The following is a 13,887-nucleotide window of genomic DNA, read 5'->3' on the forward strand; positions in this document are numbered from 1 at the left end:
CACCTCAGGCCGTCCGGGCGCCTGCCGCAGGGGCCCGCGACCAACGGACGGCCGGGGCCCCCGCGGCCGTCCGGTACTGTCGCGGGTCATGACGTCACGACCGGCGGCGGGCGGGGGCCGATGGGTGTCGGTCGCCCCTGAGCGCATTGAGGGCTGGCTGCGCAGGTTCGCCGAGCGGCACGGCCCGGTGGAGGCGGTGCTGGACGGCGACGTCGTACGGCTGCGCGCCGAGGACGGGGCCGTGGCCGAGTGCCACGTGCCGTTCCCTCCCCTCACGCCCGCGGAAGACGTTTCCGATGATCTCCCCTCCTCGTCCGCGGGAGACGTCCCCGGTGGTCTTCCCGCGTCGGTGGGGGACGTTTCCGGTGGTCTTCTCTCCGCGCTGGCGCGGCATGCGGAGAAGGAACGCAGGGTCGGGGTGCTCCTGGTACGGCTGGGCGGGCACGCGGCCGGGGTGTTCGAGGGGGAGCGGCTGGTCGTGTCCAAGGTCGGCTCCCGGCTCGTCCACGGGCGCAGCGCGGCGGGGGGCTGGTCACAGCACCGCTTCGCCCGCCGCAGGGAGAAGCAGGCGAGCGAGGCGTCGCAGGCGGCGGCCGACGTGGCCGTACGGGTGCTCGTCCCGCACGTCGGCACCCTGGACGCCGTCGTGCTCGGGGGAGACCGCAGGGCGATCGACGCGCTGCGCGAGGACCGCCGGATCGGCGCGGTCTTCGCCCTGGAGACCGGCCCCTTCCTGGACGTCCCCGATCCCCGGCTCGCGGTGCTCCAGGAGACCCCCGCGCGGTTCCGCGCGGTACGGATCCGCGTGATCGACCCGCAGGGATGACCCATCGCCCGCCCGGGCCACCCCGCCGGGCGAAGGCAGCGGGGAGCGCCACTGTGCGCTCCCGCACCGCCTGACCTGCGGCCACGCGCCGCCGTCAGGCTCGCGCGGGGGTGGACTCCTGGGCCACCCAGCCGTTGCCGTCGGGGTCCTCGAAGGTGAAGAAGGCGCCCCAGGGGGCCTTCTCGACGTCGTCCTGGTGGACGGTGACGCCCTCGGCGCGGAGCCGCGCGAGGGTCGCCGCCACCTCGTCGCACTCGATGACCAGGCCGCTGACGCTGCCGGGCGGCATGGAGGGGAACCAGGTGACGAGCGTGATCGTGGCGCCGCCTCCGGGCGGGGCGAGCTGGACCCACCGCCGGTCGCCCATGGGGTTGTCGGCGACCAGGGTGAAGCCCAGCCTCCGCGTGTAGAACTCGGCCGCGCGGTCCTGGTCGGAGACGGGAATCGAGACGACGCTGATCGATCGAAGTGTCATGGGTTCGGTCCTTTCTGTTGCACGGCAGGCGGCGTGGAGGCCGGCCCGCCGGGTTCGGGATCGGGGCCGAGCTCGTCGAGCACGGCGCCCAGGGTCTTGAGGCGGTCCTTCCAGAAGCGCTCCAGCTCCGCCAGCCACTCGCGCGGCTCGGCGAGGCCCTCCGGCCGCAGCCGGTAGAGACGGTGCCTTCCGGCCGGCCTCACCTCGACCAGGCCCGCGTCTCGCAGCACCTTCAGATGCTGGGAGACGGCGGCCTGGGTGATCTCCAGATCGGCCATGAGCTCGGAGACCGGGCACTCGCCGGCGGCCAGCCTCACGAGCAGATGCCGCCGCGTCAGGTCGGCGAGGGCCGTGAAGGCGTCGGGACGGTCGTGCCGCAGCCGGGGGCGTCCGATCTTCGCGCTCATACGGAGCATCATATTAGTTTTTTATTAACTATCAACCCCTGCCTGGCGACTGGCCGTACACTAGGCGTATGCGCACTCCCGATTGATCGGCGCACTCATGGAAGCGGGCCGAGCCATGTGGCTGCCCTGCGACACTCCGGTCTCTTCCGACAGCACGTCCTTCGACCTCGTTCCCCGCTCTGGGAGTGTTCCCTCACCATGATCATTGCGTCTGACATCGAACTGCGCGCCGGTTCCCGCCTGCTCATCGAAGGGGCGTCGTTCCGGGTGAACCCCGGCGACCGCATCGGCCTGGTGGGCCGCAACGGAGCCGGCAAGACCACCCTCACCAGGGTCCTCGCGGGCGAGGGCATCCCCGCGGCCGGCACCGTCACCACCACGGGCAACGTCGGCTACCTGCCCCAGGACCCCCGCACCGGCGACCTCACGGTCCTCGCGGCCGACCGCATCCTGTCGGCCCGCGGCCTCGACGAGGTGCTGCGCGAGCTGCGTGAGGCCGAGCTCGGCATGGCCTCGGAGGAGGTCCGCGTCCGCGACCGCGCGGTCCGCGCGTACGGCCGCCTGGAGGACCGGCTCCACGTCCTCGGCGGGTACGCCGCGGAGGCCGAGGCGGCGTCGATCGCCTCCAGCCTCGGGCTGCCCGACCGGGTGCTCAAGCAGCCGCTCCAGACCCTCTCAGGTGGCCAGCGGCGACGGGTCGAGCTGGCCCGCATCCTGTTCAGCGGGGCGGAGACTCTCCTGCTTGACGAGCCGACAAACCACCTCGATGCAGACTCAATCGGGTGGCTTCGTGATTTTTTACGATCCCACCAGGGCGGCTTGATCATTATTAGCCACGATGTCGGGCTTCTTGAAGCGACGGTCAACAAAGTCCTGCACCTCGACGCGAACCGCTGTGTCATCGACACTTACAACGTCGGATGGACCACCTACCTGGCCCAGCGCGAGACCGACGAGCGCCGCAGGAAGCGCGAGCGCGCCAACGCCGAGCGGCAGGCCTCGCAGCTCCTCTCGCAGGCCGATCGGATGCGCGCCAAGGCCACGAAAGCCAAGGCCGCGCAGGACATGGAGCGCCGCGCCAAGCGCCTGCTCGCGGGCGTGGAGGAGGAGCGGCGCAGCGACAAGGTGGCCAAGCTCCGCTTCCCCGATCCGGCCCCGTGCGGGCGCACCCCGCTCACCGCGTCCGCCCTGTCGAAGTCCTACGGCTCGCTGGAGGTCTTCACCGACGTCGACGCGGCCGTCGACCGGGGCAGCCGGGTCGTCGTCCTCGGCCTCAACGGCGCGGGCAAGACGACGCTGCTGCGCATGCTCGGCGGCATAGAAAAGCCTGACTCCGGCGAAGTTCGCCCAGGTCACGGCCTTAAGCTGGGGTACTACGCCCAGGAGCACGAGACCCTGGACGCCGGGCGCAGCGTGCTGGAGAACATGCGTTCCGCCGGCCCCGACGTGCCCGACGTGACCTTGCGCAAGGTCCTCGGCTCGTTCCTGTTCTCGGGGGACGACGCCGACAAGCCGGCTTCCGTGCTCTCCGGGGGGGAGAAGACCCGCCTGGCCCTTGCCACGCTGGTGCTTTCGAGCGCCAACGTCCTCCTGCTCGACGAGCCTACGAACAACCTGGATCCGATCAGCCGCGATCAAGTACTTTCAGCGTTGAGGTCCTATTCTGGGGCAATTGTCCTCGTTACACATGATGAGGGGGCCGTAGAGGCTCTACGACCGGATAGGGTGATCTTGCTACCAGACGGAGTAGAAGACGCTTGGAGCGATGAATTTTCCGATCTTGTGGCACTCGCCTGATCTTAATTTGAGCGGGTACGGATCTTTTCCCATGGAGTAGGTAGCCGATCCGGCTGAAATGACTGATCATGGCGTGAGTAACGCTGCGGAAGTCTGGCACTACAGGAGGTACTCGTGGCCGAGACTCTGAAGAAGGGCACCCGGGTGACCGGGGCCGACCGTGAAAAACTGGCCGCCGACCTTAAGAAGCGCTATGCCGCGGGTGAGAGCATCCGCGCGCTGGCCGCTTCGACCGGCAGGTCATACGGGTTCATCCACCGCATCCTCAGCGAGTCCGGCGTGACTCTGCGCGGGCGCGGCGGGGCCACCCGGGGTAAGTCGAAGCGCTAGACCGGCCGCCTCGGAAACGCGCGACCGCAGCCGCTCGTCCCGTTCAGTCGAAACCCGTCCCGCCCGCGCCGGTAGAATCTGATTCTGGAACCTCACTGGGTTCGGGCGTGACGGGACAGCGACACCACGGACGGAGCGGGCGATGCCGGAAGCGACGTTTGGGGGGAGTGCGGCGGCGATCTCGGCGGGCGAGGGTGCCGAGCCGGGCACGGAAGGTGCGCTGAGGCGTGCCGGAGGGGTGCGCGGTGAGGCTGACAGGACCCTCGGCGGCGAGGAGCTCGCGGAGGTCGGTCTGTGCTTCGAGGTGGACGGCGAGATCGCGACGATCACACTGGACCGGCCGGAAAAGCGGAACGCGCAGACGTTCGCCACCTGGTCGGCCCTTGCTCGGATCGGCAGAGAGTTGCCGGAGCAGGTGCGCGTCGTCGTGGTCCGAGGCGAGGGGCCGTCCTTCTCAGCGGGTATCGACCTGCGAATGTTCACTCCGGAGGGAGTGCCGGGGCAGGGCTCGTTCGCGTCCGCGGCCGCGCTCGACGGCGATACGTTCGAGGAGCGGATCACAGAGGCCCAGAAGGGCTTCCTGTGGTTGCGCCGCCCGGACATCGTGTCGATCGCGGCGGTTCAAGGACACGCGATCGGGGCCGGATTCCAACTAGCCCTGTCCTGCGACCTGCGGATCCTGGCCGACGACGCCAGGTTCTGCATGAAGGAGCCCGCTCTCGGGCTGGTTCCCGACCTGACCGGCACCAAGCCACTGGTCGACCTCGTCGGCGTGGCGAGGGCCGTGGAGATCTGCCTGACCGCCCGTGTCATCGAGGCCGGTGAGGCGCTGAGGCTCGGCCTCGCCGAGCGGGTGGTCCCTGGGGACGAGCTCGCGGCGGCGACGCGCGAGCTCGCCGGCGCCCTGCTCACGACCGACAGGGACGCGGCGGCGGCCACCAAGCGGCTGCTCCAGGGCGCCCCTGGCAGGACGCTTGAGCAGCAGAGCGCCGCAGAGCGCGCGGAGCAGACCGTGCGCATCAGGAAGCTGTTCGGCGCCGCGGGCCAAGGAGGGCCCGGAAGGGCCTGACCTGCGAAGACGGCATGAACGTCGCGGCGGCGCCCGCGAGTGATCGTTCGCCCTGAGCTGACCGGGGAATCAGGCGACCATTTCCCGTGCTTCGCCCGGAGGAGGAGACGGGGGCAGGCGCCCTCGTACCGGACACACGGGGAGAGGACCGGCGAAGGACGAAGATGACGATGTTGGGCGGGGGATACGGGCCGCAGGTGATGCGGTCCCTGCGGCGTGACAGCTCGGTCACCAAGGAACGGCTGACGCCGGGCACGGTGCCGCGCATCGCCAGGTACGCCAAGCCGTACCGCTGGCAGATCGCCGCCTTCCTCGGGCTGGTCGTGCTCGACGCGACCATCGTGATCGCCAACCCGCTGCTGCTGAAGTCGATCATCGACCAGGGCATCATCCCGCGCCGCACCGAGGTGGTCATCACGCTGTCCATGGTGATCGCGGGGCTCGCCCTGATGGACGCCGGGCTCGGGCTGGCGCAGCGCTGGTTCTCCGCGCGCATCGGTGAGGGGCTGATCTACGACCTGCGCACCGAGGTCTTCGACCACGTGCAGCGCATGCCCGTGGCGTTCTTCATGCGCGCCCAGACCGGCGCGCTGGTCTCCCGGCTGAACAGCGACGTCATCGGCGCGCAGCGCGCCATCACCAGCACGCTGTCGGCCGTGGTGTCCAACGTCGTGAGCCTGGTGATGGTGCTCGGCGCGATGCTGATCCTCTCCTGGCAGGTCACGCTGGTCGCCCTCGTCCTGTTGCCGATCTTCATCTTCCCCGCGCGCCTGGTGGGCCGGCGCATGTCCAAGCTCACCCGCGAGCAGATGCAGCTCGACGCCGAGATGAGCTCGGTGATGACCGAGCGCTTCAACGTGGCGGGGGCCATGGTCGCCAAGCTGTACGGCCGCCCGGAGGACGAGGCGGTCAACTTCGGCGACCGCGCCGGCCGGGTGCGCGACGTGGGCATCACGGTGGCCATGTACGGCACGGTCTTCCGGGTGGCGCTCGGCCTGGTCGCGGCGCTCGCGACCGCGCTGGTGTACGGCGCGGGCGGCGTGCTGGTCGTCGAGGGCACCTTCGAGATAGGCACGCTGGTCGCCCTCGCCGCGATGCTCATGCGCCTGTACGGCCCGCTGACCAGCCTGTCCAACGTCCACGTGGACGTCATGACGGCCCTGGTCAGCTTCGACCGGGTGTTCGAGGTCCTCGACCTCAAGCCGATGGTCGCCGAGAAGCCCGGCGCCGAGCCTCTGCCGAGCGGGCCGGTCACCATCGAGTTCGACGACGTCCAGTTCCGCTACCCGGCGGCGGAGGAGGTCTCGCTCGCCTCCCTGGAGTCGGTCGCGCGGCCGGACACCGGCCCGAGCCAGGAGGTGCTGAAGGGCGTCGGTTTCACCGCCCACCCCGGCGAGCTCGTCGCGCTGGTCGGGCATTCGGGCGCGGGCAAGACCACCATCACCTCGCTGGTCTCCCGCCTGTACGACGTGACCGGCGGCGCGGTGCGGGTCAACGGCGTGGACGTGCGCGACGCCACCCTCGCGTCCCTGCGCGAGACCGTGGGCGTGGTGATGCAGGACGCCCACCTGTTCCATGACACGATCGGCGCCAACCTCCGCTACGCCCGCCCGGACGCGACCGACGAGGAGATCTGGGACGCCCTGCGCGCCGCGCAGATCGGCGAGCTGATCGAGGCGCTGCCCGACGGCCTGGACACCGTCGTCGGCGACCGGGGGTACCGCCTGTCGGGGGGAGAGAAGCAGCGCGTCGCGCTGGCCCGCCTGCTGCTGAAGGCGCCGCGCGTCGTCGTGCTCGACGAGGCCACCGCCCACCTGGACTCCGAGTCGGAGGCCGCCGTCCAGCGGGCCCTCAAGACGGCACTCGCGGGCCGCACCTCACTGGTGATCGCCCACCGGCTCTCCACGATCCGCGAGGCCGACACGATCCTGGTGGTCCAGGACGGCCACGTGGTCGAGCGGGGCCGCCACGACGACCTGCTCGCCGCCAGGGGCGCCTACGCCGAGCTCTACCGCACGCAGTTCGAGCAGCAGAGGTGACCCGGGGCGCGGCTCAGACGTAGCCGAGCCTGGTCAGCTCGTCCCTGGCGATCTTCTCCACCAGTGAGGCCTGGTCGGGCTTGAGGCGGGAACGCCACGCGCCCACCTTGGGGGCGGTCGTGCCGTACAGGGCCACCTTGGAGACCCGGGTCTCCAGGAAGCCGGAGATCGTCGCGATCGTCTCGGCGGGGGAGGCGGCCATGTCCTCGTAGCGCACGGTGAGGAGCTGGTCGCGGGGGATCTCCTGGCGGAGCGCGGCGCTCAGGCGGACGGCGCTGCGCCAGCGCAGGGCGCACTTGCCGGCGGGCTCCATCACCGTCCACTTGTCGCGGTGCTCGCTCGAGTTGACGCCGAGGAAGGGGTTGGGGAACTCGGTCTCGTCGCTGAGCATGCTCGGCCGCGACCAGCTCATGGAGGCGCGGTCGGCCAGCATGTCGGCGGCGACGTCCCTGCCGTCGCGGATGAGCTGCACGAACCGGGCGTCGGGGAACGCCTGGAGCAGCACAGGGGCGCTGTAGAGCAGGTCGGGGTTGGCGTCGCCGAACCTGACGACGCCGCCGGGCGAGGCGCACGGGCCCGGCCCGGTGACGGCCCCGGCCTCCCGGCACGCCGCGGGGCACTCGGCGCAGGCGCCGGGGACGATCTGCCAGGCCTCGGCGAGCGCGTCGCGGAGCACCCGCACGGCGCCGCCGCCCTTCCTGCGCATGATCGAGGGCCGCCGCGCGAACGCGTAGACGACGTGCGCGACCGCGGCCCTGCCCATGGTCAGGTGGAAGCCGGGGGAGCGTTTGAGGGCACGCCCGAGGAGGTCCGCGCCGGAGTGCGGAGCGCCGAGCACGAACACCGGCCTACGGACCTTGATGCCGTTGACCACGAGAATGTGGGTCGGGGGTCGCATAAGTGAGGACAGTCTGACACCCTTTGCGAGGTGAACGAACCGGCCACGCCCCGCCCGTCGGTGGCACATGGCGTCACCTGGGTAAGAGTACTCATCGCGGCAGGTGTTTCATCCGATTCGGGGATTTTCGTCATCCGTAAACCGGAGCCGCGCCACTCGCCGGCCGACCTTCGCGGAGCGTCCCGATGACCAGCCACCGGCTCTGGATCCCGGCCCGGCTCCGCCCCGGCGACCGGGTGGCCATCGTCGCGCCGTCCGGGCCCGTCGACCCGGTGCGCCTGGCACGGGGACGCCAGGTCCTCACCGAGATCGGCCTGGACGTCGTCGTCATGCCGAGGGTGCTCAACCGGCGGGGATACCTCGCGGGCTCCGACGTGGGCAGGGCGGCCGACCTGCAGGAGGCGTGGTGCGACCCGGACATCCGGGCGGTGGTCTGCGCCCGGGGCGGCTACGGCGCCACCCGCCTGCTCGACCTGCTCGACTGGCCCGCCATGGAGGCCGCCCGCCCCAAGATCCTGCTCGGGTCGAGCGACATCACCGCCCTGCACCAGGCGTTCGCCGTACGGCTGGGCGTGGCGAGCTGCTTCGGGCCGATGCCGGCCTGCCAGACCCTGGGCGACGACGAGGGGCCGGAGAAGGACTCGCTCGCCCACCTGTGCTCGTCGCTGTTCGAGAGGGAGATGCCCGCCCCGGTCGCCGGCGACCGGGTGATCGTGTCCGGCCACGCCGAGGGCCCGCTCACCGGGGGCAACCTGTCGCTGCTCGCGGCCCTGTGCGGCACCCCGTACGCCCTGCGGGCGGAGGGGCACGTCGTGCTGCTGGAGGACGTCGGCGAGGCGCCGTACCGCATCGACCGCATGCTCACCCAGCTGCTCCAGGCCGGCTGCCTGGACGGCGCCCTCGGCGTCGTGCTCGGCTCGTGGGTGGGGTGCGGGGACCCGATGGGGGTGCTCGTCGAGCGGCTGGCGCCGCTGGGGGTGCCGATGATCGCCGGGGTGCCCATCGGGCACGGAACCCCACAGTTCACCGCATGGATGGGAGCGGACGCGGTCATTGATACCGAATCGTGCTCTTTGACTTGCCTGTTCCGCGACCCTGCTACGGCACTGTAGCGCTGGTCCGGGGGAAGACAGCGGTCAGTAGGGAGCCTGCGTGGGCTTGTTCAGGCGATTCCGGAACCGGCGGGCCGACGCGCAACGGCGCCCGATCGAAGACGTGGACCTCGACTCGCTACTGGCGCTCGTGGCCGACAGCCTCGGCTACGACCACGCCTTCGAGTCCGACGGATCGGCCCTGGTGCTGTCCGGGCCGCGCGACATCACGGTGCGGCTCACCGGGCTGCGCCGCGAGGCAGGGCGGCGCTCCCGCGAGGACTGGCCCGTGCTGGTGTCCGACCACCTGGCCCGCGCCGTCGCCCGTACCGACGACCTGCCCGACGTGTGCGACCTCGCCCAGATCCGCCCGCTGCTCCGCACGCGCGTCGTGCTCGCCGACGGCCTGGACGACGACCCGTCCCGGCTGATCGGCCGCCACGTCGGCTCCGACCTGGTCGAGATCCTCACGGTATCCGGCCGCCCGGTGCGGCCCGAGGAGGCCTTCTGCTGGCCCGTCACCCCGGCCGAGGCCCTGGACCTCGCGGCGGAGAACGTGCTGGCGGACGAGAAGCTGTCCGCCGAGCGCGCCGACCTCGACGGCACCCCGGCCTGGATCATGACGGGGTCGACGGTGAGCGCCGCCGTGCACCTGCGCAGGATCCAGGACTACCTGCTGGTCTCGCCCGACGGCCTCATGGTCGCCTTCCCCCACCCCGGGGAGATGGTCGTCCACCCCATAGACGGGCTGTCGGTGATGCGCGCCATCGAACGGCTGTGGCTGCTCGCCCGCAGGGAGTACCGCACGCGCGAGGACGGCCTGAGCCCGCACGTCTACTGGTGGAACCACGGGCGGCTGACCCGGATCCAGGCCGATCTGGTCATCCAGAACGGCCAGCGCCGCTTGGTCGTCGCCCCGCCCCCGGAGTTCGCCCGCCTGCTCGCCGACCTCGCGCAGGGGCGCTAGTCGCCGAGGAGTTCGGCATAGCGGGGCGTGCTGGTGGCCCGCGACAGCGTGTGGGCGGTGTGGATCAGCGGGACGTGGCTGAAGGCCTGCGGGAAGTTGCCGACCAGGCGGCCGTAGCGCGGGTCGTACTCCTCGGACAGCAACCCGACGTCGTTCCGCAGCGACAGCAGCTTCTCGAACAGCTCGACCGCCTCGGGCCGCCTGCCGACCATGGCCCGCGCCTCGGCCAGCCAGAAGCTGCACGCCAGGAACGCCCCCTCCCCGCCGGCGAGGCCGTCGACGGAGTTGGTCTGGGCGATCGGGTAGCGCAGCACGAAGTCGTCGGACATCAGCTCGCGCTCGATGGCCTCGATGGTGCCGACGACGCGGGGGTCGGCGGCGGGCAGGAAGCCGGTCTGCGGTATCAGCAGCAGGGACGCGTCCAGCTCGCGTGAGCCGTACGACTGGGTGAAGGTGTTCCTGACCGGGTCGAAGCCCTTCTCCATCACCTCGGCGTGGATGCGGTCGCGCAGGGCGCGCCACCGCTCCAGCGGGCCGTTCTGCCCGAACCGCTCGATCTGCCGGATGGAGCGGTCGGCGGCGACCCAGGCCATCACCTTGGAGTGGACGAAGTGCCTGCGCGGCCCGCGCACCTCCCACAGCCCCTCGTCGGGCTCGTCCCAGTGGGACTCAAGGAAGTCCATCAGCGACCGCTGGATCGCCCACGTGCGGGAGATGGAGGTCAGCCCCGACGCGCGCGACAGGTAGAGGCAGTTCATCACCTCGCCGTAGACGTCGAGCTGGAGCTGGTCGACCGCGGCGTTGCCGATGCGCACGGGCCGGGAGTCCTCGTAGCCGTCCAGCCAGGAGAGCTCCGTCTCGGGCAGGCGGCGCTCGCCCGCCACGCCGTACATGATCTGGAGGTCCTGGGGACGGCCGGCGATGGCGCGCAGCAGCCACTCGCGCCACTCGCGCGCCTCCTCGACGTACCCGGCGCCGATGAGAGCGTCGAGCGTCATCGTGGCGTCGCGCAGCCAGCAGTAGCGGTAGTCCCAGTTGCGGACGCCGCCGAGGTCCTCGGGCAGGGAGGTCGTGGCCGCCGCCACGATGCCGCCGGTGGGGGCGTAGGTCAGCGCCTTCAGCGTGATCAGCGAGCGGACGACCGGCTCACGCCACTGCTTCTCGGCCCGGGGCTCGCACTGGGCGACCCACTCGGTCCACATCTTCTCGGTCTCGTCGAGCTCCTTGATCGGGTCGATCTGCTCGGGCCTGGGCGAGTGGGAGGGGTGCCAGGTGTACACGAAGGCCAGCCGTTCGCCGGCCGACATCCTGAACGTGGCCCTGTGGGCGTAGTCACCGCCCTGGAGCGGGACGGGGGAGTGCAGCCAGGCGGAGTCGGGCCCGCCGATGGCCTGCAGCAGCCCGTCGCTGCGGCGCACCCAGGGCACGATGCGGCCGTAGTCGAAGCGGATGCGGATCTGCGTGCCCATCTCGACGCTGCCCGCCACGCACTCGACGATGCGGACCAGGTCGGGATTGGCCTGCCGGGGCGGCATGAAGTCGGTGACCCGCACCGTGCCGCCCTCGGTGTCCCACTCGGTCTCCAGGATCAAGGTGTTCTCGCGGTAGCGGCGCCTGGTGCTGAGCCGGCGTTCCGGGCCGGCGGGGCCGAGCCACCAGTGGCCGTTGCGCTCGTCGCCGAGCAGCGCCGCGAAGCAGGCCGGGGAGTCGAAACGGGGCAGGCAGAGCCAGTCGATGGAGCCGTCGCGCCCGACGAGGGCGGCCGACTGCATGTCGCCGATGATGGCGTAGTCCTCGATCCGCATGCCCGTCACGCTAGTACGGTTCCGCCGCCGGGGCGCACGGGTCGGCGGGGGTCACCGCCTGGGGCGCATCAGAGGCATGAAGAACTGTGTGAGCGGCCCGATCGCGACGGCGAACACGACGGTGCCGACGCCGACGGTGCCGCCGAGCAGCCAACCTGCGCCGAGCACGGTCAGCTCGATCAAGGTGCGCCCCGTGCGGATCGACAGCCCGAGGCGGGCGAGGCCGGTCATCAGGCCGTCCCGGGGGCCCGGGCCCATGCCGGCGCCGATGTAGAGCCCGGTGGCGGCGGCCACGGACACCACGGCGGCCAGCAGGTAGACCCAGCGCACCGCCAGGGCGTCCGGCGTGGGGGCCAGCCAGATCGTCATGTCGGCGAAGAGCCCGAGGAACACGATATTGCTGATCGTGCCGATCCCGGGGCGCTGCCTCAGCGGGATCCAGAAGACCATCACGATGGCGCCGACCAGGATGATCCACGTGCCGATCGACCAGCCGGTGCGCACGGACAGGCCCTGGTGGAACACGTCCCACGGGTCGTTGCCGAGCCTGGACTCGACCTGCAGTCCGATCCCGGCGCCGTAGAGGGCCAGCCCGGCGTACAGGCGCAGCAACCGGTTGGGAATCGATCCCAGGTGGGGGAGGGAGATGTCGCTCATGATGGGGCCAGTCTTCCGATGCCATTGATTGCACTTAAAGGGCCAATCAGAGAAAGTGGCCTGATGGAGCGTTATCTCAGCGGGCCACAGCTCGCCAGGCTCGTCGAGGTCCCCCGGGACGCCCGGCCGTACTACCGGGCGCTCGCCGAGACGGTGCGCACGCTGATCCTCGACGGGCGGCTGCCCACGCGGGTGCGCATGCCCGCCGAACGCCACCTGGCCGAGGCGCTCGGCGTCAGCCGCACCACCGTCACCACCGCCTACGACCGGCTGCGCGAGCAGGGGTTCCTCGACAGCCGCCAGGGCGCGGGGAGCTGGACGGCGCTGCCCGAGCCGGGCGCGCTGCTGGGCACCGAGAACCCGTGGATCGCCCCCGACGGCGACGGCCTGCTCCCGCTGCACTCCGCGGCCCCGGCCGCGACGGGCCTGCTGCCCGACGCCATCGCCGCCGCGACCGAGGCCTACCCCCGCTACGGCCTCGGCACCGGGTACGAGCCGGTGGGCGTGCGCCCGCTGCGCGAGGCCATCGCCGCCCGTTACGGCGCCCGCGGCCTCGCCACCCGGCCCGACCAGATCCTCGTCACCGGTGGCGCGCAGCACGCCGTCCACCTGCTGATGACGCTGCTGGCCGGGCAGGGCGACCCGGTGCTGGTGGAGTCCCCGACGTACCCGCACGCGCTGGACGCCGCCCGCATGCGCGGCGCGCGGCTGGTCCCGGTGGGCATAGCCGACGACGGCTGGAACCTCGACCTGGTGACCTGCGCGATGCGCCAGTCGGCGGCGCGCCTCGCCTACGTCATCCCCGACTTCCAGAACCCCACCGGCCACCTCATGGGCGAGGGTGACCGGGCCGCGCTGGCGGACGCCGCGCGACGGTACGACACGACGCTGGTGGTGGACGAGAGCTGGGCCGAGCTGGCCATCGACGAGGTGCCCGCGACCTCACCGCTGGCGGCCCACGACACCGACGGCCGGGTGATCAGCGTCGGGTCGGCCTCCAAGCTGTGGTGGGGCGGCCTGCGCATCGGCTGGATCCGGGGCACGGCCGCGCTGATCCGGCGCCTGGCCGTGCTCCGCTCCTCCGTCGACGTCGCCTCGCCGCTCTTCGAGCAGCTCGTGGTGACCCACCTGTTCGAGCGCATCGAGGAGACCAGGGCGGAGCGCGGCCGCACGCTCGGGGCCTCGCGGTCGGCACTGGTCGAGGTGCTCCGCGCGGAGCTGCCCGAATGGCGGTTCACCGTGCCGAAGGGCGGCGGCTCGCTGTGGGTGCGACTGGACTCCCCGATCGCCACGCCGCTCGCCGACGCCGCGGCGGCCCACGGCGTACGGCTGGCGCCGGGCCCGTGGTTCGGCGTGGACGGCACGCTGGAGCGCTACCTGCGCCTGCCGTTCACCATGCCGCCGCACGCGCTGACCGAAGCGGCCCGCCGCCTCGCGGCGGCGAGGGCTCTCGCGTCCTCTCCCGGCTCGCAGGCCGCCCCGTACGGAGCGCGCGCGGGAGCCCCGCTGACGCCCACCCTGTGAGC

General features: G+C 71.6%; 13 protein-coding genes. 8 read left to right on the forward strand and 5 right to left on the reverse strand.

What is annotated here, in order from left to right; translation table 11 throughout:
- The first annotated feature begins 88 nt into the window (after window positions 1-88).
- Window positions 89-826, forward strand: a complete 738-nt coding sequence (locus tag ACOZ38_RS17030; protein WP_424531733.1) for an acVLRF1 family peptidyl-tRNA hydrolase — start codon at window positions 89-91, stop codon at window positions 824-826.
- 94 nt (window positions 827-920) lie between these two features.
- Here ACOZ38_RS17030 and ACOZ38_RS17035 read toward each other — a convergent pair whose 3' ends face one another.
- Window positions 921-1,301: a VOC family protein gene (locus ACOZ38_RS17035; protein ID WP_424531735.1), complete on the reverse strand. Its 381-nt coding sequence runs from the start codon at window positions 1,299-1,301 to the stop codon at window positions 921-923.
- On the reverse strand, window positions 1,298-1,708 hold the full coding sequence (locus tag ACOZ38_RS17040) for an ArsR/SmtB family transcription factor (RefSeq protein WP_424531736.1): 411 nt from the start codon (window positions 1,706-1,708) through the stop codon (window positions 1,298-1,300). Before ACOZ38_RS17040 ends, ACOZ38_RS17035 begins: the two co-directional genes overlap by 4 nt.
- Window positions 1,709-1,906: 198 nt before the next feature.
- Here ACOZ38_RS17040 and ACOZ38_RS17045 point away from each other — a divergent pair, with 198 nt between their 5' ends.
- The 4 genes from ACOZ38_RS17045 to ACOZ38_RS17060 all read left to right on the forward strand — a co-directional run bounded on the left by ACOZ38_RS17045 (window position 1,907) and on the right by ACOZ38_RS17060 (window position 6,943).
- Entirely contained in the window at window positions 1,907-3,505 is a 1,599-nt protein-coding gene (locus ACOZ38_RS17045; RefSeq protein ID WP_405147921.1) for an ABC-F family ATP-binding cassette domain-containing protein, read from the forward strand.
- A gap of 114 nt (window positions 3,506-3,619) precedes the next feature.
- Entirely contained in the window at window positions 3,620-3,835 is a 216-nt protein-coding gene (locus tag ACOZ38_RS17050) for a helix-turn-helix domain-containing protein (RefSeq protein ID WP_093173121.1), read from the forward strand.
- Window positions 3,836-3,977: 142 nt separating this feature from the next.
- Complete coding sequence (locus tag ACOZ38_RS17055; RefSeq protein ID WP_424531739.1) at window positions 3,978-4,904, forward strand: enoyl-CoA hydratase/isomerase family protein; 927 nt, start codon at window positions 3,978-3,980, stop codon at window positions 4,902-4,904.
- A 164-nt stretch (window positions 4,905-5,068) separates the two neighbouring features.
- The gene (locus tag ACOZ38_RS17060; RefSeq protein WP_424531740.1) at window positions 5,069-6,943 is read left to right on the forward strand and encodes an ABC transporter ATP-binding protein; all 1,875 of its coding nucleotides are present in this window, start codon (window positions 5,069-5,071) and stop codon (window positions 6,941-6,943) included.
- Between the two features lie 13 nt (window positions 6,944-6,956).
- Here the strand turns inward: ACOZ38_RS17060 and ACOZ38_RS17065 are convergent, their stop codons facing one another.
- Window positions 6,957-7,841 (reverse strand): sulfotransferase family protein, encoded by an 885-nt coding sequence (locus ACOZ38_RS17065; protein WP_405147926.1) that lies wholly within the window; start codon window positions 7,839-7,841, stop codon window positions 6,957-6,959.
- Window positions 7,842-8,026: 185 nt separating this feature from the next.
- On the opposite strand from ACOZ38_RS17065, the gene ACOZ38_RS17070 reads away from it, so the two are divergent.
- Together ACOZ38_RS17070 and ACOZ38_RS17075 are read left to right on the forward strand one after the other, a co-directional pair.
- Window positions 8,027-8,953 (forward strand): S66 peptidase family protein, encoded by a 927-nt coding sequence (locus ACOZ38_RS17070; protein ID WP_424531743.1) that lies wholly within the window; start codon window positions 8,027-8,029, stop codon window positions 8,951-8,953.
- Between the two features lie 46 nt (window positions 8,954-8,999).
- Entirely contained in the window at window positions 9,000-9,899 is a 900-nt protein-coding gene (locus ACOZ38_RS17075) for a hypothetical protein (RefSeq protein WP_405147928.1), read from the forward strand.
- Here ACOZ38_RS17075 and ACOZ38_RS17080 read toward each other — a convergent pair.
- Both ACOZ38_RS17080 and ACOZ38_RS17085 read right to left on the reverse strand, forming a co-directional pair.
- Window positions 9,896-11,704, reverse strand: a complete 1,809-nt coding sequence (locus tag ACOZ38_RS17080; RefSeq protein ID WP_424531745.1) for a glycoside hydrolase family 15 protein — start codon at window positions 11,702-11,704, stop codon at window positions 9,896-9,898. The genes ACOZ38_RS17075 and ACOZ38_RS17080 overlap by 4 nt on opposite strands.
- A gap of 51 nt (window positions 11,705-11,755) precedes the next feature.
- The gene (locus tag ACOZ38_RS17085; RefSeq protein ID WP_424531747.1) at window positions 11,756-12,361 is read right to left on the reverse strand and encodes a YczE/YyaS/YitT family protein; all 606 of its coding nucleotides are present in this window, start codon (window positions 12,359-12,361) and stop codon (window positions 11,756-11,758) included.
- Window positions 12,362-12,424: 63 nt separating this feature from the next.
- On the opposite strand from ACOZ38_RS17085, the gene ACOZ38_RS17090 reads away from it, so the two are divergent.
- Window positions 12,425-13,885: a PLP-dependent aminotransferase family protein gene (locus tag ACOZ38_RS17090; RefSeq protein WP_424531748.1), complete on the forward strand. Its 1,461-nt coding sequence runs from the start codon at window positions 12,425-12,427 to the stop codon at window positions 13,883-13,885.
- The last annotated feature ends 2 nt before the right edge of the window (window positions 13,886-13,887 follow it).

This window comes from Sphaerisporangium viridialbum, from assembly GCF_049674955.1.
Classification (GTDB): Bacteria; Actinomycetota; Actinomycetes; order Streptosporangiales; family Streptosporangiaceae; genus Sphaerisporangium; species Sphaerisporangium viridialbum.